The sequence below is a fragment of the Bradyrhizobium sp. AZCC 2176 genome (assembly GCF_036924645.1).
Lineage (GTDB): Bacteria > Pseudomonadota > Alphaproteobacteria > Rhizobiales > Xanthobacteraceae > Bradyrhizobium.
On record NZ_JAZHRX010000001.1, the window covers coordinates 753,431 to 773,909 of the forward strand.

Below are 20,479 nucleotides of genomic sequence, written 5' to 3' on the forward strand. Positions count from 1 at the left end.
GGAAAGGCGTTGATCAATTTCGCCGCCGGCAATCTGGGCCGTCAGCGCGCGAGCTGTGGTCCGGCGGGAGGCGGCGGGCGAGCCACCGACGACGACTGTAGGGCCGATGATTGCGCCTTGGGTTGCGGAGGTTTGGGCTGCGGGATAGAGGCCGCCTGCTGGGCCGGGGCCGGAGGCGTGGATGACATCTTCTGTCTGATGTCCTCCTCAACGGCCTTTAGTGCCGCAATGTTCTGGGCCATCTGATCTTGCTTGGCAGCGAGTTGTTCTACGTTGCGCCGCACGACATCGAGATTGGACGCCAAGGGCGCAAGCTGCTGCATCGGGTCAGTGGAAGTTGCAGCCGCGACTGGCGACTTCGTCGTCGAAACGGATAACACCCAGGCCAGCGCCGGAGCCCGGGCTACCAGCATCTCCTTTGCTGCATCACCGTAGGACTGCCAGCCAAGCGTGGCGCCGACACCGATGAGAACCGCAATAGAGAACCGGGTAAGGCTGCGGAATATTCGCCTGCCAATCGACGGCCGGCCGCTCGCCGGCCGACCCTCCCCGAAGCGGTAGTGATGGGGAGGATCGATCGACGGCGTCATGCGCCGTCTGCCAATGCGCTGATCGGATCGGACGTCCGGATCGTGCGCAAGCCCGCCGGACGAAGGTTCTTCGGCCGTCAGTGGTGGGCTTTGCGAGTATAACATTGGTACCTCCACCGACGGTTCTTCCAAATTCTTGAGGGAAGAGGCGATCCTGGTTTGACGGAAGGGAGGCAGGAGGACAGCAGCCCTAGGGCGTTTGTGAGATCGTTGCACGATATTTATGAGATCGTCGCTCGATAAAAGAATCGACTTGTTTGAGGTCGGTCAAGCGTCAACCGTTAGGCCCGCGGCCCTAGCCAAACCTCGCCCGCGAGCGTTCCCTCGCCTTCTCGGCCTCGACCTCGCGGTCGCGCGGCGGGGCATTGGTCTGCAGCGCGGCCAGCAGCCGCCGCGCGCTGTCGGAGACTTCGGAGACCGCGCGGTTGAACGCCTCGGCGTTGGCCTGCGACGGCGAATTGAAGCCAGAAAGCTTGCGCACGAATTGCAGCGCGGAAGCATGGATTTCGGCGTGCGTGGCCGGGGGATCGAAGTTGAACAAGGTCTTGATATTGCGGCACATGGTTCTCTCCTCTGCACCCGTCGGTCAAGGACGAACGGCCGGTGCAAAATCCGACAGCGTGGCCTATTCTGTCATGGATCGCGCGGCGCGTTCACCCCTGTCGGCACCTGCAAACAGCGAGTTCCCGATGACCCATGTGACCTACAAGATCGTCGAACATGACGGCGGCTGGGCCTACACCGTCAACGGCGTGTTTTCCGAGCCGTTTCCGAACCGCGCCGCAGCGCTGGCCGCCGCCCGGCGCGTGGCGGCCGAGCAGCGGGTGCCGGGCCGCACAGAGGTGATCGAATACGAGACCCCGGATGGAAAATGGCGCTCGGAGACCGCGGCCGGTAACGACCGGCCGGAAACCGAGGTGGAGGGCTAGAGCTCGAAAACGCATGGGCGGCTCGCAGTGCCGCCGACCTGGTGACGGAAACAGCCGGTGTGATAGGTTCCCCCGCAAGCGGTGCAAAAGATCGCCGCAGCCCTCGGGGAGACCATCATGAATTTTTCGCACGTCGCTTTCTCGGCCGCCCTTGCCTTGACCTCCGTCACCGCCTTCGCCGCAGATTATCCAGCGCCGAAGCAGGGCGACTGGATCGCCAGGGACTTCAAATTCCACACCGGCGAGACGATGCCGGAGTTGCGGCTGCATTACACCACCATCGGCGAGCCGACCGGCAGCCCGTGCTGGTGCTGCACGGCTCGGGCGGCTCGGCCGCCAGCATGCTGACGGCGGGCTTTGGCGGCGAATTGTTCGGTCCCGGCCAGCCGCTGGACGCCGCGAAATACTGCATCATCATTCCTGACGGTGTCGGCCACGGCAAATCGGCAAAGCCCTCCGACGGCATGAAGACCGCGTTTCCGAAATACAATTACGAGGACATGGTCGACGCGCAGTATCGCCTGGTCAAGGAAGGTCTCGGCGTCAAACATCTGCGGCTCGTCATAGGCAATTCGATGGGCGGCATGCACACCTGGATCTGGGGCGGTAGATATCCGCAGTTCATGGACGCGCTGGTACCGATGGCGTCGCAGCCGACCGAGATGGCGGCGCGCAACTGGATGCTGCGGCGGATGATGCTGGAGACCATCAAGAACGATCCGGACTACAATGGCGGCAATTACACCGCCCAGCCGCGCATGATGAAATACGCCATCAACGCCTTTGGCATCGCGACCGGCGGCGGCACGCTGGCCTATCAGGCGCTGGCGCCGACGGCGACGAAGGCCGACAAGATGGTCGACGACCGGCTGGCGACAGCGATCACCGCCGACGCCAACGACTTCATCTACCAGTGGGAAGCCTCGCACGATTATAACCCTGCGCCATCGCTCGAGAAGATCGAAGCGACGCTGCTCTTGATCAACGCCGCCGACGACGAGCGCAATCCGCCGGAAACCGGCGTCACCGACGCAGCGATGAAGCGCATCAAGAACGGCCGCCTGTTCCTGATCCCCGCCTCCAGCGAAACGCGCGGCCATCTCACGACCGGCAATGCAAAATTCTACAAGAAGCAGTTGGAGGAGCTGCTGCAGACCGCACCGCAGCGGGCCATGTGAACCGGCACGAACATTGAAGCGAGCGCGCGATCCAATCGTCCGTCATCTTCGAAGCTCGGGGCAGCTACCCCATGGGACGTTGCGCGCCCTGTTTTTGTCAGGGCTACCTTTCAGCCCGGCGTGCAGAACGTTGACTGCCTGCAACTCGTATCGCTCGGTGGCAAGTTCATGCGAAAAGATCACGTCAATGGTCGTGTACGACCATATCAGGCAAAGAACGCACACAGGCGCGAAACGCACTTGCGCCATGTAGTATGTGAAATAGACGCGCGAACCGGTGTGATCCAGGCGCATGTCCGGCACTTCCTGGCTTTGGACGTATTCTGCGCCCATGCTGCGCATAACAGCGTGGGCAGCGGCCAGTTGGCGACTAACGGACGGATCGGGTCCAGCAAGCCCTCTGATATTTGAGAGAAGGTGATCATTCAGATTGCTATTGAAGGATGCCGTCGGACCGCGAAAGCCCCTGTCCGATGGCCAGAACACCCCATTCGACAGGCCAGGCCACACCGTCCAGCGCTGCTCGCCAGCCCGCGACAATATGTTCTGGTATTCAGCACCGCTAATCGAACCGATGCTGCATTTCTCCAGCCCGAAGCGTTCGGTAAAGCCGAAAGCCCAGAGCAACACAGGGAGCGCAAACAGCAATCCCGCGGGTGAAAGCAAGCCTATCGCTATCTTCGTGTTCGTGCCCAACGCGTTTCCAATCGTGCCGGATGACCGTGGAGCGGCTGTGCTGGCTCGGCCAGCTCACCACGAATTCTCACGCGAGATCGATAGCACGTTCGTGCTGCCCCTATTAGCGGCAGCCATCAGTTCGGTGCGCGTGTTGAGCCAACCGCGGCGCGCATCAAAACCGTGTACAGTACGCCGGCTGGAAGTTCCGATTTCGCAACGCATCAAATTTGCCTCGCTCACATCGCTCATTATTTGAGCGTGCATCTGCGATCCGGCTCCGCTTGAATTGTCCTGAGATTACGAATCGTGGGCGGCATGCCCCGCGGGGGATAAAGACAAACGCAGCGGAGGATCGGATGCGAAGGCTTGCGCCACTGTTCTTGCTGGCCTGCCTTTCGGTGCTGGCCGGCGCGGCGCTCGCCGTCGACAGGGGCCAGTTCCGCCACGTGCCACCTGATATCCGCGCCTGGTTCAAGAGCGTGATCGCGCCGAACGGCGTGCCCTGCTGCGATGAGTCGGACGGACATCGCACCACCTACGACGTTCGCGCTGGCGCCTATTGGGTTCCGATCGAAGGCCAATGGATGCAGGTGCCCGAGCGCGCGGTCATTCGCGATCAGGGCAACCCGATCGGCGAAGCCGTGGTGTGGTACGTGCACCACCGCGGCAGCATCATCATCAGCTGCTTCGTGCCGGCGGACGCGGTCTAGATTCTCTCAGGGATGACGCCCGCGCCGCGGGATGATAATCTGGCCGAAACCGAACGGAGCCGCGCAGTGACCGATTTTTCCGCCAGCGATCTCGCCTCGATCTATCCTGCACCCTCGCCCCGCGTGATCGCAAAAGCGCGGCCGGAGATCGACGTCCATGCGAAGAAATTCATCGGCATGTCGCCGTTCTGCGTGCTGGCCACCTCAGGCTCAGACGGCAGCGTCGATGCTTCTCCGCGCGGCGGCAATCCCGGCTTCATCCATGTTGCGGGACCGAACCTGCTGTTGATGCCGGATCGCTCGGGCAACAACCGCATCGACAGTTTTCGCAACATCGTCGAGGGAAGTGGCTTCGTGCAGTTGATCTTCTTCGTACCGGGGATCGACGAGACGCTGCGTGTCGGCGGCAGGGGCAAAGTGTCTGTCGATCCGGAGCTGATGGCCTCGATGGTCGAGTTCGGCAAGCCGCCGCGCGCGGTGCTGCGCATCGAGGTCAGGGAAGCCTATTTCCACTGCGGCAAGGCGCTGATGCGCTCAAAGCTGTGGGCGGGTGAGCGGGTCGAGCGCTCGGTGATGCCGAGCATCGGCGAAGTGATCCACGACCAGACCGGTCTCGGCGAGCGCGAAAGCCAGGACGTGATTTACGAGCGCTACAAGACGCAGTTGTAGGGCTCCGTGATGCCCGGGCTTGTCCCGGGCATCCACGAGTTAGCAGTGTCGCGGCGACGAAGACGTGGATGGCCGGGTCAAGCCCGGCCATGACGAAGGATAGAGTCTAGTCCCCGTTCTCCAGCCCGCCGACATGCTTCTGTGTGTAGAGATCAAGCCCGATGCGCTTGATCAAATCGAGTTGGGTTTCGAGGAAATCGATGTGATGTTCCTCATCCTTCATCACGCTCTCGAACAGGTCGCGCGAGACGTAATCCTTGACGCCATGGCAATAGGTCGCGGCTTCCTGATAGAGCGTGCGTGCCGTCATCTCGGTTGCAAGGTCGCATTCGATGATCTCCTGGACGTTCTGCCCGATGCGCAGGGGATCGAGCACCTGCATGTTGGGAAAGCCGTCGAGGAACAGAATCCGGTCGGTGAACTTGTCGGCGTGCTCCATCTCCTCGATGGATTCCTTGCGCCAGACCTTGGCAAATTCCAAAAGCCCCCAATTGTTCAGGAGCCGGTAATGCAGCCAGTACTGGTTGATCGCGGTGAGCTCGCTGCGCAGGCCCTTGTTGAGATAGTCGATGACTTTGGGATCGCCCTGCATGGTCCACTCCGATTTTCCCAGGCCAAAGGTGGCCTGACACTGTATTTAGAACGCTTCTAAATCAGTTTGGAGCCAAGAGCAACTGTTCCGCGGAAAAAGCGGTGGGAACAGCGAAAACCAGTGGATTCTAAGGGATTTTCAGCAGGCCGCGAGCGCGAACGCCGGAGCAGTTTCCTGCGCGGGCTCGTCGTTGGCGGCGTGACGGCTGTGCGGGCAACCGGAGCAGCATTCCTTGGCGCAGGCGCCGAGCGCTTCGTCGATGATGGTCTTGATGGTGCGCGCGCACCGGCCGCATTCGGCGCTGCAGCCGAGGCAACCGTAAATCTGTTTCGGATTTCGCGGCAGGTCCGAGGATGCGCTTACAGCATTGCGGACATCGTGGTCGCTCAAAACGTTGCAGGAACAGACGATCATGAAATCGGTAAAACCTTCGGTGATGCGACCTCATCGATATTTAAGAGCGCGACGAGATGCAAAAGGAAAAGCCGCATTTTCAAGCAATTCCAAACTGATGCCGGAGAAATACTGGAATGAATCTAAAAAGGCGGCATTGCGGTAGATCACACTGGCGCTGAGTTGCCGGCGGTTTTCGGCGTCAATCGCCGCCGCCACCGCCATCGCCGCCGCCTCCGCCACTGTCTCCGCTGGAATCGGCGGACGAAGTGGAGCTATCCGATGAAGAACTGTCGCTGCCGAACCAGGAAAACAGGTTCCAGCCATCGCCATCGGAACTGCCGCTGGGGCCCATGCTGGAAGCGTCGCCACCTGCGCTCTCGCGCTGCGTCTTGCGGTTTTGCACCCGGCTCATCAACAGGTAGCAGATCAGCGACATCCCGCCGACCGCCACCACGAATGCCGTCATTCCGCTTGTCATTGTGTCTTCGCTCCAAATGCGGGCGGGGTCTTAGGTATCTTTGCACCGCAATCTGCCGATCTCTCCCATTTTCGTCGCCCCCGGAGGCACTGCCGTTCATTGATCATTCAAGTGAAATGTGGAACCTTTGCCGGGACAACACTTAACGTGCTTTGCTCCCCACGAGAAAGGTGAGGCCATGAAGAAGACATTGATGGCGCTCGGCGCCGCCGCCGCGTTGACGGTTTCCGCCGTGGCAGTCCCGGCTCCCGCCCATGCGCAACGTGGTGTCGCGGCAGGGGTCGCCGCCGGATTGATCGGCGGTGCCATCGTCGGCGGCGCGATTGCTTCGCAGAACGGCTACTATTACGGCCCGGGTTATTACGGGCCCGGCTATGGCGGCCCGGCCTATGTCGTCGATCCCGGCTATGGCGAATCTTGTATCTGGCAGCGACAGCGGTTCTGGGATGGTTACGGCTGGCGCGTCCGCAACGTCAGGGTTTGCGACTAGCACCCCCGTTCATCTTCATTAAATTAGCGCCCCACATCCCGGAACGGCGCCGCTTTCCGGGATGCATGCCATTTCTGGCCTGAAAAAGACCGTTTTTTTCGGTCACGCTTCAGAACGTTTACTTTCGATTGACCCATGTGCGCTTTTTAGCGAAGCGGCAGTCCGAAACAGCGTGTGAGTCATCCCTAAACCCGGCGCTCGAAGGCGCCACCCCAGGAGAGCCCAGGACATGAAGAAGACATTTGCTGCCTTGGTCGCGGTCGCAACGATTGCCGGTTCGCTCGTCGCGACGCCCGCAAGCGCACAGCGTGGCGTTGCCGCAGGCGTGGCGGCCGGCCTGCTCGGCGGCGCGATCATCGGTGGCGCGATCGCCTCCAGCCGTCCGGCATACGGCGGACCGGTGTACGTGGAAGAAGCGCCCTACCCGGCCTGCCGGATGGTGCGCGAGCGCTTCTGGGACGGCTATGACTGGCGCTATCGCCGCGTCGAGGTCTGCAACTGATCTGATCGATTGATGCGCGAGCGCGCACCTTGATCGAAGCCCGGCCGATATCTCGGCCGGGCTTTTTCTTTGCCGCGGCGTCAAACGACGTCCGCCACCCTGCTCCTCAGCAACTCGTATTGCTGCTTCGAACAATCGCCAAGCGCCTCGTCCCGGCTGCTCGGGACATCGTCGTAACCAATCGGGCTGTCGAATTGACTCATTGTGAAGTCGACGCGACTTCCATCGATCCGGTTGTAGAAATGCCAGGCGCCGTTGACATCGGTCTTCAGGGTCTCGCCACCGAACTTGTCATGAACGACGAGCGCCGTCACGCCGCACTGCCCGGATGCCGGGTTGTCACGCCGCCAGCGGCTGCTGGTCTCGATCGACCACGACCGCCGGAGTTGCCGATAGAAATCGACCAGGAGCGTGCTGCCTGCGGTCATCGACATCCTCGAATTCGGTCGCCCTTGTTCGTGAATGATACGCGCTAGCGCCCCGCGCTCATAGCGCGCAGCACCGCTTCGCTCGGCCAGCAATCGACCTTGAGGCCGGCGGACTTCTGATACGCGCCCAATGCCGCGCGGGTCTGCATGCCCGCCTTGCCGTCGAGCTTGTCCTTGTAGAGGCCGATGCGCGTCAAATGACGCTGCATGGCTTCGACATCGGCCGAGCGCAACTGCGTCGAGACCGACCATGGGGTCGCAAACGGCTGCGGGCTCGTCATGCGGTCGGCGAGATGGCCGACGAACAGCACATACAAGTCGGAGAAATTATATTCCTTGATGACGAAGTAGTTCTTTGTGGTCAGGAACGCCGGGCCGTAGGTGCCTTCCACCTGCAACAGCGAGGCCGGCTGCGCCAGCTCGGCTGCGCTCAACTTCTGCCCGCGCACCGGCACAAAACCCGCCCGCAGCCATTCGGCGATCGGCTTGGTCACCTCGGGCACGCCCGTGGTGCAATCGACATTGGCGGGCGCCTTTACCTCATAGGCCCAGCGCACGCCCGCCTGCCAGCCCTTGTTGACAAGCTGCTGCGCGGCAGACGCCAGCGCATCCGGCACCGAATGCCAGATATCGACCCGGCCGTCGCCGTCGAGATCGATGCCGTGCTTGTAATATTCGGACGGCAGGAATTGCGTATAGCCGGTGGCGCCGGCCCAGGACGAGCGGAAATCCTTGCGCGCCACCGCGCCCTCGCCGAGAAGCTTCAGCGCGAGAATGAATTCGCTGCGGTACTGATCCTTGCGCCGGCCGACATAGGCCTGCGTCGCCACCACGCGCAACGTGTCGTAAGGCAGCCGGTAGCGGCCGTAGTCCGTCTCGCGCCCCCAGATCGCCAAGACGACGCTGGCGGGAACGCCGAAGCGCTTTTCGATCTCGGTGAGCGCTGCGCGGTGCTGCTGCATCAGCTTCTGCCCCTCGGCTGCCAGCCGCGCGATGGAAGCTTCCTTCACGTAATCGGCCGGCACCTGTACGAACTCGGCCTGCGACGGTGCGCCGGTGGCAGGCCGGCCGGGCAGCAGGAGATCGGGCAATTTGTAGTCGGGCTCGAGCCCACGCGTCTCGGCATCGAACGTCGCGCGCGACACGCCGGCCGCCTGCGCCTCCGGCCACAGCGAGGCGACGAACTGAGTGAAGGCGGCGTCGGCGGCCCGGGCCGGGCGCACCGCGCCCGGCGTCATCGCTGCCAGTATCAGAACCGCGGCTATCAACCTTTGTCGCAAACCGGAATCCTGTCGATCGACGCGCCGCCCATCAATGCGAGACGGCCTGTTTGGCGTGTTCGGTGGAAACATTCGACAATTTGTCGACATAGGCAATGCCGATCGCCGACAGAATGAAAACCGTGTGGATGATGGTCTGCCACATCACGCCGGTCTCGGTGTAGCCGCTCTTGCCCGAGGTCAATCCTCCGGCCTCGATGAAGGTGCGCAACAGATGGATCGACGAGATGCCGATGATGGCCATCGCGAGCTTGATCTTGAGCACACTGGCGTTGACGTGGCTGAGCCATTCCGGCTGATCGGGATGTCCTTCCAGATTGAGACGCGAAACGAACGTCTCGTAGCCGCCGACAATAACCATCACCAGCAGGTTGGAAATCATCACCACGTCGATCAGGCCCAGCACCGCCAACATGATCTGCTGCTCGCTGAAGTCGAAGGAATGGGCAAACAGGTGCCACAACTCCTTCAGAAACAGCACCACATAGACGCCCTGTGCGACGATCAGTCCAATATAAAGCGGCAGTTGCAGCCAGCGGGAACTGAAGATCAGCAGCGGTATCGGACGCAATGCCTTCCGCTGAGCTTCGGGCGGCAAGGGCGTTTCGGGCGTAAGGGACATTCAGGAGGGCTCGCTTGCGTGGATTCGAATTGCGGAAGGAGGCCTATATCTACGCAATCTGACCGCGCTGTGAAGCGACAACTGGCCGCAGCGCATATTACGGGATCGTCACGTTATCAGGAGCTTCGGGGCAAAATAGCGGTGTGGCACGATCTCAATCGTAGCCGAAGCCATGGCTGCAGCATCTCGCAAGGCAGGAGCGAGAAGAAACAATCTTCACGCGTCCGTCAGATCGAGACGCCGCTCGATACGCTCGATGCGGACATCCATCCGATCAAGACGATTCGACATATTGGCGTACTGGTTCTCGAGATTGCCTGCGCGCTGCTTTACCTCGCGAATATCATCCCGCACATCATCAATCGCGCCGCGGATATGGCCCAGGTGCTCAAGGACGATGTTGTCCGTGTTGTCCGTCTCGGTCATCGGGTGACATTATCACGATATCGACTCATTGTGAACCGTGGCCGCGATGTTCTTCCCGAAGATCAACGTGAAGACCGATCCGGTCCGGCGGTGGCACCGGCCCGACCGGCACTTCTTCGCTAACGGTGCCTGTCAGGTTCTGGCCTTTGCGTTTCTGGAACGATATCCCGATCTCGAATTCCGCGCCCGATGGATCAAGCCGGCAGCCGGATTTGGCGGCAACCACATCTACGTCACCGACGGGATCAATGCCTTCGACTATCACGGCCTCACCACCGAACAGCGCCTGCTCGCGTTGGCCTTCAGGCGCGGCCGGCGATTCTTTCCCGGCTGGGACGCTGCGCTGGTGGACTTGCCGGCCGATGTTCTGATTTCAGAACAGCGCTCGTGGCAAATCGAGGGACTTTGGCTGCGCGAGCCAACGCAATTCCTTCATGACGCGCTGCCCCGCGCGCGCAACTTTCTCGACGGATTCGGCGACATCAAGCAGAGGCTCACCTTGTCAGCTTCTTGTATTTCACGCGGTGCGGAATGATGCTGTCCTGGCCGAGCCGGCGCATCTTGTCTTTCTCATAGTCCTGGAAGTTGCCCTCGAACCATTCGACGTGGCTGTCGCCCTCGAAGGACAGGATGTGCGTGGCGATGCGGTCGAGGAACCAGCGATCGTGGCTGATGATGACGGCGCAGCCGGCGAAATCCTCCAGCGCCTCTTCCAGCGCGCGCAGCGTATCGACGTCGAGATCGTTGGTCGGTTCGTCGAGCAGCAGCACGTTGGCGCCTGACTTGAGCATCTTGGCCAGATGCACGCGGTTGCGTTCGCCGCCCGACAACGCGCCAACCTTCTTCTGCTGGTCGGCGCCCTTGAAGTTGAACGAGGAGCAATAGCCGCGAGAGTTCACCTCGCGCTTGCCGAGCAGAATCAATTCGTTGCCGCCGGAAATCTCCTCCCACACCGTCTTCTTGCCGTCGAGGTCGTCGCGCGACTGGTCGACGTAGCCGAGATGCACGCTTTCGCCGACGGTGATGGTGCCCTGGTCGGGCTTCTCCTGCCCGGTAATCATCCGAAACAGCGTGGTCTTGCCGGCGCCGTTGGGACCGATCACGCCGACGATGCCGCCTGGCGGCAGCTTGAACGTGAGATTCTCGATCAGCATGCGGTCGCCGAAGCTCTTGTGGAGCCCTTCGAAGTCGACAACGTTCTGGCCGAGCCGTTCGGCCACGGGAATGGTGATCTGCGCGGTCGTGGTCTGCTTCTCGCTCGCCTGCTTCAATAGCTCTTCATAGCGCTGGTAGCGTGCCTTGGATTTGGCCTGGCGGGCTTTGGGAGACGACGCGATCCATTCCTGCTCGCGGGCAAGCGTCTTCTGATGCGCGACCTCCTCGCGGCCCTCCTGCTCGAGGCGCTTCTGCTTCTGCACCAGCCAGGACGAATAATTGCCCTCGTAGGGAATGCCCTTGCCGCGGTCGAGTTCGAGGATCCATCCCGTGACGTTGTCGAGGAAGTAGCGGTCGTGGGTCACGATCAGGATCGCGCCGGGATAATTGCGCAGATGGCCTTCCAGCCAGGACACCGACTCGGCGTCGAGATGGTTGGTCGGCTCGTCCAGCAGCAGGAGCTCCGGCTGGTCGAGCAGCAGCTTACAGAGCGCGACGCGGCGGCGCTCGCCGCCCGAAAGCTTGGTGACATCGGAATCATCGGGCGGGCAGCGCAGCGCATCCATCGCCTGGTCGACCTTGCTGTCGAGATCCCAGAGGCCCGCGGCCTCGATCTCGTCCTGCAGCTTGGTCATCTCGTCGGCGGTCTCATCCGAATAATTCATCGCCAGCTCGTTGTAGCGATCGAGGATCGCCTTCTGCTTGGCGACGCCCTCCATGACGTTCTCGCGAACCGATTTGGAAGGATCGAGGTGCGGCTCCTGCTCGAGATAGCCGACGCGGGCACCCTCGGCGACCCAGGCCTCGCCATTATACTCCTTGTCGAGGCCGGCCATGATCTTGAGCAGCGTCGACTTGCCGGAGCCGTTGACGCCGAGCACGCCGATCTTGGCGTCGGGGTAGAACGAGAGATGGACGTTATCGAGCACCTTCCGGGTCGGGTAGCTCTTGGTCAAACCCTGCATGAAATAGACGAACTGGCGAGCCATCGCGATCCCTGGAAACGGTTGGATTTTACGGAGATTTGCTGCCGCTGATGTAGCGGCGCAGCCGCCAAAGGGCAACCGCGGGAACCCGTTTTCCATCCGTTCACCACGGATGAATACGGGATGGACACCATGTGCGCCGAGATCCCGACAATTGAAACTATCTTTTAATAAATCAGGCGAAAACTCGTTTTCAGGCGCCGAATAAGGCGTTTTACGCGGCCAGCCGCCGCGATTGAAAACGAAGGGCCCGCGTCATGGCTACGATCGGTTCGGCATCCCTTTCCGCCCCGGCGCATGCAAGCGCCGGTCTGGCAAAACCGTTGGCAGAACTCCGCGCCTTCTGGCGCCAGTTCATCGCCAAGGCGTTCGACCCCTACCGGCCGGAACTGCACTATATGCGCGGCCCGGGCCCGGCTTGGCACGCCAAGCATCTCGGCCGCTCGAACTGAGCCATCCGGTTATTTGAGCCTGCCCTGCATTTAAGTCCGCTTGCGCCGTTTCTGATTGCGCGCAACCATGGCGATCTCTCCTGACGGCCATCCCGCCGTCATCCTCGCCACCAACGGACCTCCCATGACGCGGCTGCGCTGTGCAATCCTCGACGACTATCTCAACGTGGCGCTGACAGTCGCCGACTGGTCCAAAGTCAAGGACCGTGTCGACGTCACCGTGTTCAACCAGCCGTTTGCGACCGCGGAAGCCGCGGCCAGTGCGCTGAGGGATTTCGAGATCATCTGCGCGATGCGTGAACGGACGCCGTTCCCGCGCACCATGTTTGCCGCGCTGCCCAATCTGAAGCTGCTGATCACCTCGGGCATGCGCAATGCCGCCATCGATATGGAAGCCGCCAAGGACCACAAGGTTACGTTGTGCGGCACGCAATGGGGCCGCGACCCGACCGCGCCGCTCACCATGGGCCTGATCCTCGAACTGACCCGCAATATCGGCCGCGAAAACGCCCGCATGCATGCCGGCGAACCCCTGCAGAAATTCGTCGGCATGGAGATCGAAGGCCGGACGCTCGGCGTCATCGGCCTCGGCAAGCTCGGCACCAAGGTCTCCAAGCTGGCGCAGGCCTTCGGCATGAACGTGATCGCCTGGAGCCAGAACCTGACGGCTGAAAAATGCAAGGAAGTCGGCGTCACCTATGTCAGCAAGGAAGAGCTGTTCTCGACCGCAGACATCGTCACCATCCATGTGGTGCTGAGCCAGCGCTCGCGCGGGCTGGTCGGGGCTGCCGAGTTGGCACGGATGAAGCCGACCGCCTACCTCGTCAACACCGCGCGCGGGCCGATCGTCGATGAAGATGCGCTGTTGGAAGCGCTGACGCAAAAGAAGATCGCCGGCGCCGGCGTCGACGTGTTTTCGGTCGAGCCGCTGCCGGTCGACCATCCCTTCCGCAAACTGGACAACATGGTGCTGACGCCGCATCTCGGCTACGTCACCGGGGACAGCTTTCGAAACCACTACCAGCAGATGGTCGAGGGCATCGACGCCTGGTTCACGGGCGAGCCGAAGCAACGGCTGGCGTAGAGCGCTATCGGTTCTGATTGAATCAGAACCAAAGCTCCAGATTCTTGTTTGACGCGTTTTTTGCACGCGAACCGGCTATGCGAGCTCAGGCCGGATGTTCTCACGCCGCATGTTGCGTGGTGGCCCGGCTGGCGACCTCCGCAAATCCCTGGCGCCATGACGGATACGCCGGCCGCCAGCCAAGTTCCCGCCTGGCCTTGGCGTTGGAGCCTCCCCGCACCTCGGTCATCATCGCAACCATATGCTCGCCGGCGAACAACCGGCCAAGCCAGGCCGGCACGCGAATCGGCCGCCTGGCTCCGAGCAACGTGGCAATGGCGGGCAGCCATTCGCTGACCGGCGCCGGTTCATCGTCGACGACGTTATAAATTTCGCCAGGCTTGCCGCGCTCAACGGCAGCAACTGTGGCCGCAGCCGCGTCGTCGACGTGGATGAACGACCACCATCCGCCACCGCCGCCGATCAGCGGCACGCGGCGGCCGCGCACCTGATCGATCATCGCGCGGGAGAGCATTCCGGTATCCGGGCCATAGAATGATCCATATCGCAAGACAATCCCTTCAGGGTTTGTCGAGCCGGTGACGGCGCCTTCCAGATACTTGATCGCTTCCAGCGTGGGGCGCAGCTCCTCCGGCGGATCGGGATCGAGCGCATCAGCCTCCGTCTTGATCGATGCGCCGTCACGGCCGTAATTCCAGCCGCAGAAGCTCTGGGCGATGAAGCGTTGCACGCCGGCTTCGCGTGCGGCCGCCAGCAGGAAATCGGTACCCTCCGTGCGCAACCGGTTGGTGGTGGCGAAGGCGCGGTCGAAATGCCGGATATCCGTGACCGCAGCGAGATCGGTCATCTGATCGATGATGATGTCGGGCTTGGCCGCGATCACGGCGGCGCGAATCGATGCCGCGTTGAGCCCGTCGGCGATCGCGGGTTCCGCACCCATCCGTTTGATGATCTCGGCTTTCGCCGCCGTGCGCGTCGTGCCGACAACGGAATGACCGGCTGCAATCAACTGCTGAACGAGCGGAAGGCCGACGGCGCCAGTGGCGCCCGCAACAAGAATTCGCATGGCGTGATCCTCATATTCGTTGCGACCGTGCGGCAGGTAGTCGGAGCGAATGTGAAATCAAGCGAGCGAATGTGGCAGCGGCGGGAAAACTGTGCGGTGCGGAACTCAGATCAGGCCGGGGCCGATGATCGCCCAGCGCCGAAGACCTCATCGGCGCCCCAACAAAAGACGCCCCAACAAAAAGGCGCGCCCTCGGCGCGCCTAAAATGTTTGTCCGACAACAGGCCGCTCAGCGCACCGTGACTGGTGCGGGCAGCGGCGGCACGATGGTCTGCTGCGTGCCGGGAACGGGCGCCAGTTGGGCCTGTGCCGGTCCGGAGGCTGCAGCGCCGGCAGGACCACCGGGCGGCGGGGCGGCCGAGGCGCTTGCGGTGTTGGCGGGCGGCGGGCCGCCGGGCATCACCACCACGCGGGTGCCGACCTTGGCGCGCTCGAACAGGTCGGAGACGTCCTCGTTCAGCATGCCGATGCAACCGGAGGAAACGAACTTGCCGATCGTCGATGGCTGGTTGGTGCCGTGAATGCGGTAGATGGTCGAGCCGAGATACATGGCGCGCGCGCCGAGCGGATTGCCGGGGCCGCCGGCCATGAAGCGCGGTAGATAGGGCTGGCGTTCGATCATCTCGGTCGGCGGATGCCAGTCCGGCCACTCGGCCTTGCGGCTGATCTTCTGCACGCCGGTCCAGGTGAAGCCGTCGCGGCCGACGCGGACGCCGTAGCGGATCGCGCGGCCGCCGCCGAGCACGTAATAGAGGTGGGTATTGGCCGTATCGACGACGATGGTGCCCGCGGGCTCCTTGGTCGCGAACGCCACTTCCTGGCGGCGCAGGTGCGGTGGAAGCTGCGCAGGGCCCACTTCCGGCTGCTCTTCCGGCGGCAGCGCGGCGAGCTGCACCGGCCTGCCGTCGGCGCCGGGTTGCTGCGGTTGCGGCAGTGCGCCGGTAGCACCGGGCGCGGGCGCCGGTGCAGCGCCGATCGCTCCCGGCGGGCGCAGGCCAGCGCGGTCGTCGTTCGGATAGACGATGCCGGCGCCGGGGATGCGGCTGTCGCCGCGATCCGAATAGGCAGGCTGCTGCGAGCCGGGCGGGCGGTCCGCATAGATCACCGGCGGCGGACCGGCCGGGCGGCCGTAACGCGGATCGTCGGGAGAAAGGATCGGGCCCGTGGGCATCGGGGCGCCGCGGTCAGAATAAACCGGGGCGCCGGCCGGACGGCCATAGCGGGGATCGTTGGGCGACAGCACCGGACCGGGCGGCGGCAACGCGGCCGAGTTCTGGCCGTTCGGCGCGTCATCATCATCCAGCGCGTCGAAATCGGGCTCGCCGGGGCTGCGGCGTTCATCGGCCGCATAACCACCGGGAACATACGGTCCCGGAGCTGTCGAATAGGCCTGACCTTGGGCGGGATAGCCCTGCTGCGCATGGGCGAGCGAAGTTCCCGCCACGCCAGCGGCAATGGCGGCACAAATCGTCAGAATGCGGTTGTTCATCATCGCCTTTGTATAGACCCCAAGCCCCACCGGACGGTTAACGGCAGATGACGGAAGATCGCGGCGCATTCAAGACAAATCCGCCAATTTCGGCGCAGGCCAGTCATTTGTGATCGCGCCTGCGCTGCGGCAAAGATGCCTCAGAGCGCCGGAAATCGCCATGAGCGCATAGCGAGCGACTTCGAACCACAGAATTTGTAACAAAAAGCCGCCAGGCGCTGAGATACTCTCAAATCGGCCTGATTCGCCCGCGCGCTTGTTCCCTCGCGAATCGAGCCACTGAGTGGTCACCGCGTTCCCTTGGCATCAATAGCCCTCCAGACATAAGGAGGGGTGGAACTCGCGTCCATGCTTCCCGGCTTTCGTTTCCTGTTCATCGCGATCGTGCTGTCGATGTCGATCCTGGTTTTTGGCCTTGGCGCCGCCGCCCTGTTGCGAGCCGCGCATGAGGAATTTGCCAACCTTCCCTCGCGACGGGCGTCGCCCCAGCCGATGTTTGCCCGCCAGACTGACGACTCGCCGCCGACCCTGGCGCTGCTACGCGTCGATCCGCCGGTCGCGGAGCAGCCGGCGGTGAATGCTCCGGCCGCCACTGATGTCGCGGCGCAGGCCGGGCAAACCCCGGATGTCAGCCCGGCCGAGCCCGAGAAGCTGGCGGCGCTGAAGCCGGCAGAGCCGATGCAGGTCGAAGTGGCAAAGCCGGAAGACCCGGCGAAGGCGACAAGCGCGGAGACACCGGCCGCTCCGGCCCCTGCGGCCGAAACCGAAGCGCCCGTTGCCGATGCGGAAGTAAAGCTCGCCGCCATCGCGGAGGCGCCGGAGCCTGCCGCCGCCATCCCGCCTCCACTGGCACCGGATATCGAAGGCAACGTCGCCGCGGCCAGGATCGCGACGCTTGGCGGTCCCGCCGTCATCGTCGACGAAAAGACGGCGGCCAAGGCAATGGAAGCGACGACGGAAGCGAAGCCGGATCTCAGCGCCGTCAAGAAGCGGGCGGCGCAGCGGGCCCGGGAACGGCGGCGAATTGCAGCGCGGCGGGCGCGTCTGGCACGAGAGGCGGCCCTGACTCTGCAGCAGCAACAACCCAATCCGTTCGCACAGTTCCCGGTGGCGCGCGCGACGAGGTAGCGTCTGGACTTAAGGATCAGACCGGACCGGTCGCGATCGGCGGACCGTCGGCGGCGCCCCACTCCGTCCACGAGCCGTCATACAGCGCCGGGTTCTCGACGCCGAGGCGATAGAGCGCCAGCGTCAGCACGGCGGCGCTGACGCCGGAGCCGCAGCTTGTCACGATGGGCGCGTCGAGCTTCACGCCCGCGCCCGAGAACGCCGCCCGCAGTTCGTCCAGCGGTTTCATCGTGCCGGTCGCGGCATCGAACAGGTTGTTGTAGGGCAGGCTGAGGCTGCCGGGGATATGGCCCGAGCGAAGGCCCGGCCGCGGCTCGGCCACCTTGCCCTGGTAGCGCTCGTTGGCGCGCGCATCGATCACTTGCTCGGCGCGGCTTGCGAGATTTGCGACCAGTTGCTGCATGCTGCGCGTGCGCCGCGCGTCGAACGTCGCCTTGAAGGTCGCAGGCTTCGGCGTCACCTCGCCCTTCTCGACCTTGCGACCTTCGGCGATCCATTTTTTCAGGCCGCCATCGAGCACGCGCACGTCCTTGCCGAACGACAGGAACATCCACCACACCCGGGCGGCGGCGACCCAGCCGCCCGAATCGTAGAGCACGACGGTATCGTCATTGCCGATCCCCAGCCCACCGACGTCGCGGCCGAATTGCTCGGCGGAAGGGAACATGTGCGGCAACGGGTTGGAATGATCGGACACCGCGTCGACGTCGAAGAACACCGCGCCCGGAATATGCGAGGCGAGATAATCGTCCTTCGGCAGCGGCAGCACGCCGGGCATCTTGAACGAGGCGTCGATCACTTTGACACCGGGATCGTTCAGGTGCGCGGCGAGCCATTCGGTGGAGACGAGCGGGTCATTGGTGGTGGGCATGGAGCAGTCTCCGGCAGTTTCTCAGATCGTCATTGCCGGGCTTGACCCGGCAATCCATCTTCTTCGGAAGGATTCATTTTCTAGGATGGGCACGCGGGTCAAGCCCGCGTGTGACGAGTCTTCACCCCTTCTTCTTCGGCTCCCACTTCTCGACCGGGCCGCCGGCATCGCGCCAGGCGGCGAAACCGCCGCCGATATGGGCGACCGGCTTCAGGCCCATGTCCTGCGCGGTCTTGGCCGCGAGCGCCGAACGCAGTCCGCCGGCGCAATGGAAGATGAATTTCTTGTCTTCCTGGAAGATCGGCTTGGCGTAGGGGCTTTGCGGATCGATCCAGAATTCAAGCATGCCGCGGGTGCAGGAGAACGCACCGGGGATCTTGCCCTCGCGCTCGATCTCGCGGGGGTCTCTGATATCGACGATCACGACGCCCGGGTCCTGTGCGGCCTTGATGGCGTCAGCGGCGCTGACGGTCTCGATCGCGGCGTTGGCTTCGTCGATCAGCGATTTGATTCCGCGGTGGATGGTCTGGGGCATTGATTGCGCCTTTCGTTGTTCTTGATCTGTCATTCCGGGGCGATGCGAAGCATCGAACCCGGAATCTCGAGCGAGCGAAATAACCTCTGGATTCCGGGTTCGCGCTGCGCGCGCCCCGGAATGACGGCAAACCCTACCGCACCAGTTCCTTCATCGCGCTTTCGAGGCCTTCGATCGTGATCGGGTACATGCGCTCAGACAACAGCCGGCGGATGATGGTGGTGGATTCCGAATAGTCCCAATGCTTCTGCGCCACCGGATTGAGCCACACCGTATGCGGATAGGTGCGCGTGATGCGCTCCAGCCAGACCGCGCCGGCTTCCTCATTGACGTGCTCAACCGAGCCGCCGGGCACCATTATCTCGTAAGGGCTCATCGAGGCGTCGCCGACGAACACCACCTTGTAGTCGTGCGGGTACTTATGCAGTACGTCCCAGGTCGGCGTGCGGTCGGTGAAGCGGCGCTTGTTCTGCTTCCACACGCCTTCATACAGGCAGTTGTGGAAATAGAAATATTCCATGTGCTTGAACTCGGACTTCGCCGCCGAGAACAGCTCCTCGACCTGCTCGATATGCGAATCCATCGAGCCGCCGATGTCGAAAAACACCAGGACCTTCACCGCGTTGCGGCGCTCGGGACGCATGTGCACGTCGAGATAGCCATGGTTGGCAGTCTCCCTGATCGTGGTGTCGAGATCGAGCTCGTCCGGCGCGCCGGTGCGCGCGAACTTGCGCAACCTGCGCAGCGCGATCTTGATGTTGCGGATGCCAAGCTCGACATTGCCGTCGAGATCCTTGAATTCGCGCTTGTCCCATACTTTCACGGCGCGGTTGTTGCGGTTCTTCTCCTGCCCGATTCTTACACCTTCCGGATTGTAGCCATGAGCGCCGAACGGCGAGGTGCCGGCGGTGCCGATCCACTTGTTGCCGCCCTGGTGACGGCCTTGCTGTTCCTCCAGGCGCTGACGAAGCGTTTCCATGAGCTTGTCCCAGCCCATCGCCTCGATCTGCTTCTTCTCTTCCTCGGTGAGGTATTTTTCCGCGAGCTTCTTCAGCCACTCGGCGGGAATGTCTGCCTTCTCCATCGCGTCCAGGAGACTCTCCAGCCCCTTGAACACGGTGCCGAAGACGCGGTCGAACTTGTCGAGATTGCGCTCGTCCTTCACCAGCGCGGCGCGGGAGAGATAGTAGAAATTCTCGACCGTCTGATCGGCGAGGTCGGCGTCGAGCGCCTCCATCAGCGTCAGATATTCGCGCAGGGTCACCGGGACCTGCGCGTCGCGCAGCGATGTGAAGAATTGCAGGAACATGGGATACAGATTGCCCGCCGGACCGCGCCCGTCAAGAGCCAGCGCATGCCAAAGGCCCGCGCATAGCTGTCAGGCCTAGACCGGGAAGCTTTTTCAATTACAATTGAACCGTAAAGGGCTTATTCCGGCAGGGGAAATTCAATGGGCATCATTGCGGCGCTGATCATTGGCGGTATCGCGGGCTGGCTTGCCGGGCTGATCGTGCGCGGTGCAGGGTTCGGGCTGATCGGCAATATCGTGGTCGGCATCATCGGCGCGCTGCTGGCGAGTTGGCTGTTGCCGCAACTCGGCGTCCACCTCGGCGGCGGCTGGGTCCGCGATGTCATCAACGCCACCATCGGCGGCGTGATCATCCTGGTGATCCTGTCGCTGATCAAGCGCTGAGGGACAGGCACATCAATTTCAATCGCGACCGCCGGACCGGCGGTCGTTTACT

27 protein-coding genes and 1 pseudogene are annotated in these 20,479 nt (G+C 62.8%); 11 read left to right on the forward strand and 17 right to left on the reverse strand.

All coding sequences use genetic code 11. The annotated features are described in order from the left end of the window. Positions 1-41: 41 nt before the first annotated feature. Together V1288_RS03385 and V1288_RS03390 are read right to left on the reverse strand one after the other, a co-directional pair. The gene (locus V1288_RS03385; RefSeq protein WP_334355731.1) at positions 42-695 is read right to left on the reverse strand and encodes a hypothetical protein; all 654 of its coding nucleotides are present in this window, start codon (positions 693-695) and stop codon (positions 42-44) included. Positions 696-885: 190 nt separating this feature from the next. After that, positions 886-1,152: a DUF2277 domain-containing protein gene (locus V1288_RS03390; RefSeq protein ID WP_334355732.1), complete on the reverse strand. Its 267-nt coding sequence runs from the start codon at positions 1,150-1,152 to the stop codon at positions 886-888. Between the two features lie 127 nt (positions 1,153-1,279). Here V1288_RS03390 and V1288_RS03395 point away from each other — a divergent pair, with 127 nt between their 5' ends. Together V1288_RS03395 and V1288_RS03400 are read left to right on the forward strand one after the other, a co-directional pair. Continuing rightward, positions 1,280-1,519, forward strand: a complete 240-nt coding sequence (locus V1288_RS03395) for a DUF2188 domain-containing protein (protein WP_334355733.1) — start codon at positions 1,280-1,282, stop codon at positions 1,517-1,519. Between the two features lie 117 nt (positions 1,520-1,636). After that, positions 1,637-2,697 (forward strand): annotated as a pseudogene (locus V1288_RS03400) (alpha/beta fold hydrolase). A 42-nt stretch (positions 2,698-2,739) separates the two neighbouring features. Here V1288_RS03400 and V1288_RS03405 read toward each other — a convergent pair. Then, on the reverse strand, positions 2,740-3,393 hold the full coding sequence (locus tag V1288_RS03405; RefSeq protein WP_334355734.1) for a hypothetical protein: 654 nt from the start codon (positions 3,391-3,393) through the stop codon (positions 2,740-2,742). Between the two features lie 338 nt (positions 3,394-3,731). On the opposite strand from V1288_RS03405, the gene V1288_RS03410 reads away from it, so the two are divergent. Continuing rightward, positions 3,732-4,085, forward strand: a complete 354-nt coding sequence (locus V1288_RS03410; RefSeq protein ID WP_334355735.1) for a hypothetical protein — start codon at positions 3,732-3,734, stop codon at positions 4,083-4,085. A gap of 66 nt (positions 4,086-4,151) precedes the next feature. Then, complete coding sequence (locus tag V1288_RS03415) at positions 4,152-4,754, forward strand: MSMEG_1061 family FMN-dependent PPOX-type flavoprotein (RefSeq protein WP_334355736.1); 603 nt, start codon at positions 4,152-4,154, stop codon at positions 4,752-4,754. A 106-nt stretch (positions 4,755-4,860) separates the two neighbouring features. Here V1288_RS03415 and bfr read toward each other — a convergent pair whose 3' ends face one another. The 4 genes from bfr to V1288_RS03435 all read right to left on the reverse strand — a co-directional run bounded on the left by bfr (position 4,861) and on the right by V1288_RS03435 (position 6,220). Further along, positions 4,861-5,346, reverse strand: coding sequence for a bacterioferritin (gene bfr / locus V1288_RS03420; protein WP_334355737.1), 486 nt, complete (start codon positions 5,344-5,346; stop codon positions 4,861-4,863). A 138-nt stretch (positions 5,347-5,484) separates the two neighbouring features. Then, on the reverse strand, positions 5,485-5,760 hold the full coding sequence (locus tag V1288_RS03425; protein ID WP_334355738.1) for a (2Fe-2S)-binding protein: 276 nt from the start codon (positions 5,758-5,760) through the stop codon (positions 5,485-5,487). Positions 5,761-5,790: 30 nt separating this feature from the next. After that, positions 5,791-5,964: a hypothetical protein gene (locus tag V1288_RS03430; protein WP_334355739.1), complete on the reverse strand. Its 174-nt coding sequence runs from the start codon at positions 5,962-5,964 to the stop codon at positions 5,791-5,793. Further along, positions 5,942-6,220 carry a hypothetical protein gene (locus V1288_RS03435; protein WP_334355740.1) on the reverse strand — a complete coding sequence of 93 codons (279 nt, stop codon included), beginning with the start codon at positions 6,218-6,220 and terminating at the stop codon, positions 5,942-5,944. Before V1288_RS03435 ends, V1288_RS03430 begins: the two co-directional genes overlap by 23 nt. A 178-nt stretch (positions 6,221-6,398) precedes the next feature. Between V1288_RS03435 and V1288_RS03440 the strand changes: the two genes are divergently transcribed. After that, positions 6,399-6,710, forward strand: coding sequence for a hypothetical protein (locus V1288_RS03440; protein ID WP_334355741.1), 312 nt, complete (start codon positions 6,399-6,401; stop codon positions 6,708-6,710). Positions 6,711-6,939: 229 nt separating this feature from the next. After that, positions 6,940-7,212 (forward strand): hypothetical protein, encoded by a 273-nt coding sequence (locus V1288_RS03445; RefSeq protein WP_334355742.1) that lies wholly within the window; start codon positions 6,940-6,942, stop codon positions 7,210-7,212. 80 nt (positions 7,213-7,292) lie between these two features. Here the strand turns inward: V1288_RS03445 and V1288_RS03450 are convergent, their stop codons facing one another. The 4 genes from V1288_RS03450 to V1288_RS03465 form a co-directional block, all read right to left on the reverse strand. Continuing rightward, on the reverse strand, positions 7,293-7,640 hold the full coding sequence (locus V1288_RS03450; protein ID WP_334355743.1) for a YunG family protein: 348 nt from the start codon (positions 7,638-7,640) through the stop codon (positions 7,293-7,295). A 44-nt stretch (positions 7,641-7,684) separates the two neighbouring features. Then, on the reverse strand, positions 7,685-8,878 hold the full coding sequence (locus V1288_RS03455; RefSeq protein WP_334361182.1) for a lytic murein transglycosylase: 1,194 nt from the start codon (positions 8,876-8,878) through the stop codon (positions 7,685-7,687). A 73-nt stretch (positions 8,879-8,951) separates the two neighbouring features. Continuing rightward, entirely contained in the window at positions 8,952-9,542 is a 591-nt protein-coding gene (locus tag V1288_RS03460; RefSeq protein ID WP_334355744.1) for a TIGR00645 family protein, read from the reverse strand. Between the two features lie 216 nt (positions 9,543-9,758). Continuing rightward, entirely contained in the window at positions 9,759-9,968 is a 210-nt protein-coding gene (locus tag V1288_RS03465) for a hypothetical protein (RefSeq protein ID WP_334355745.1), read from the reverse strand. Positions 9,969-10,014: 46 nt separating this feature from the next. Here V1288_RS03465 and V1288_RS03470 point away from each other — a divergent pair, with 46 nt between their 5' ends. Next, complete coding sequence (locus V1288_RS03470; RefSeq protein WP_334355746.1) at positions 10,015-10,503, forward strand: hypothetical protein; 489 nt, start codon at positions 10,015-10,017, stop codon at positions 10,501-10,503. On the opposite strand, the gene ettA is transcribed toward V1288_RS03470, so the two are convergent. Further along, positions 10,463-12,112 (reverse strand): energy-dependent translational throttle protein EttA, encoded by a 1,650-nt coding sequence (gene ettA / locus V1288_RS03475; RefSeq protein WP_334355747.1) that lies wholly within the window; start codon positions 12,110-12,112, stop codon positions 10,463-10,465. The two genes, V1288_RS03470 and ettA, sit on opposite strands and share 41 nt — an antisense overlap. A 254-nt stretch (positions 12,113-12,366) precedes the next feature. On the opposite strand from ettA, the gene V1288_RS03480 reads away from it, so the two are divergent. Continuing rightward, positions 12,367-12,561 (forward strand): hypothetical protein, encoded by a 195-nt coding sequence (locus V1288_RS03480; RefSeq protein WP_334355748.1) that lies wholly within the window; start codon positions 12,367-12,369, stop codon positions 12,559-12,561. Between the two features lie 124 nt (positions 12,562-12,685). Next, the gene (locus V1288_RS03485; protein ID WP_334361183.1) at positions 12,686-13,645 is read left to right on the forward strand and encodes a D-2-hydroxyacid dehydrogenase family protein; all 960 of its coding nucleotides are present in this window, start codon (positions 12,686-12,688) and stop codon (positions 13,643-13,645) included. Between the two features lie 100 nt (positions 13,646-13,745). Here V1288_RS03485 and V1288_RS03490 read toward each other — a convergent pair whose 3' ends face one another. Beyond that, entirely contained in the window at positions 13,746-14,711 is a 966-nt protein-coding gene (locus V1288_RS03490; RefSeq protein ID WP_334355749.1) for an NAD-dependent epimerase/dehydratase family protein, read from the reverse strand. A 229-nt stretch (positions 14,712-14,940) separates the two neighbouring features. Further along, positions 14,941-16,203: a L,D-transpeptidase gene (locus V1288_RS03495; RefSeq protein ID WP_334361184.1), complete on the reverse strand. Its 1,263-nt coding sequence runs from the start codon at positions 16,201-16,203 to the stop codon at positions 14,941-14,943. A gap of 330 nt (positions 16,204-16,533) precedes the next feature. On the opposite strand from V1288_RS03495, the gene V1288_RS03500 reads away from it, so the two are divergent. Continuing rightward, a complete protein-coding gene (locus tag V1288_RS03500) occupies positions 16,534-17,328 on the forward strand; it encodes a hypothetical protein (protein WP_334355750.1) in 795 nt (264 codons plus the stop codon). 16 nt (positions 17,329-17,344) lie between these two features. On the opposite strand, the gene sseA is transcribed toward V1288_RS03500, so the two are convergent. From sseA to V1288_RS03515, 3 genes are all read right to left on the reverse strand, one after another. Continuing rightward, a complete protein-coding gene (gene sseA / locus V1288_RS03505; RefSeq protein WP_334355751.1) occupies positions 17,345-18,199 on the reverse strand; it encodes a 3-mercaptopyruvate sulfurtransferase in 855 nt (284 codons plus the stop codon). 121 nt (positions 18,200-18,320) lie between these two features. Then, on the reverse strand, positions 18,321-18,734 hold the full coding sequence (locus V1288_RS03510; protein ID WP_334355752.1) for a rhodanese-like domain-containing protein: 414 nt from the start codon (positions 18,732-18,734) through the stop codon (positions 18,321-18,323). Between the two features lie 133 nt (positions 18,735-18,867). Next, entirely contained in the window at positions 18,868-20,043 is a 1,176-nt protein-coding gene (locus tag V1288_RS03515) for a vWA domain-containing protein (protein WP_334355753.1), read from the reverse strand. 141 nt (positions 20,044-20,184) lie between these two features. Here V1288_RS03515 and V1288_RS03520 point away from each other — a divergent pair, with 141 nt between their 5' ends. Further along, positions 20,185-20,427, forward strand: coding sequence for a GlsB/YeaQ/YmgE family stress response membrane protein (locus tag V1288_RS03520; RefSeq protein ID WP_334355754.1), 243 nt, complete (start codon positions 20,185-20,187; stop codon positions 20,425-20,427). Positions 20,428-20,479 lie beyond the last annotated feature (52 nt).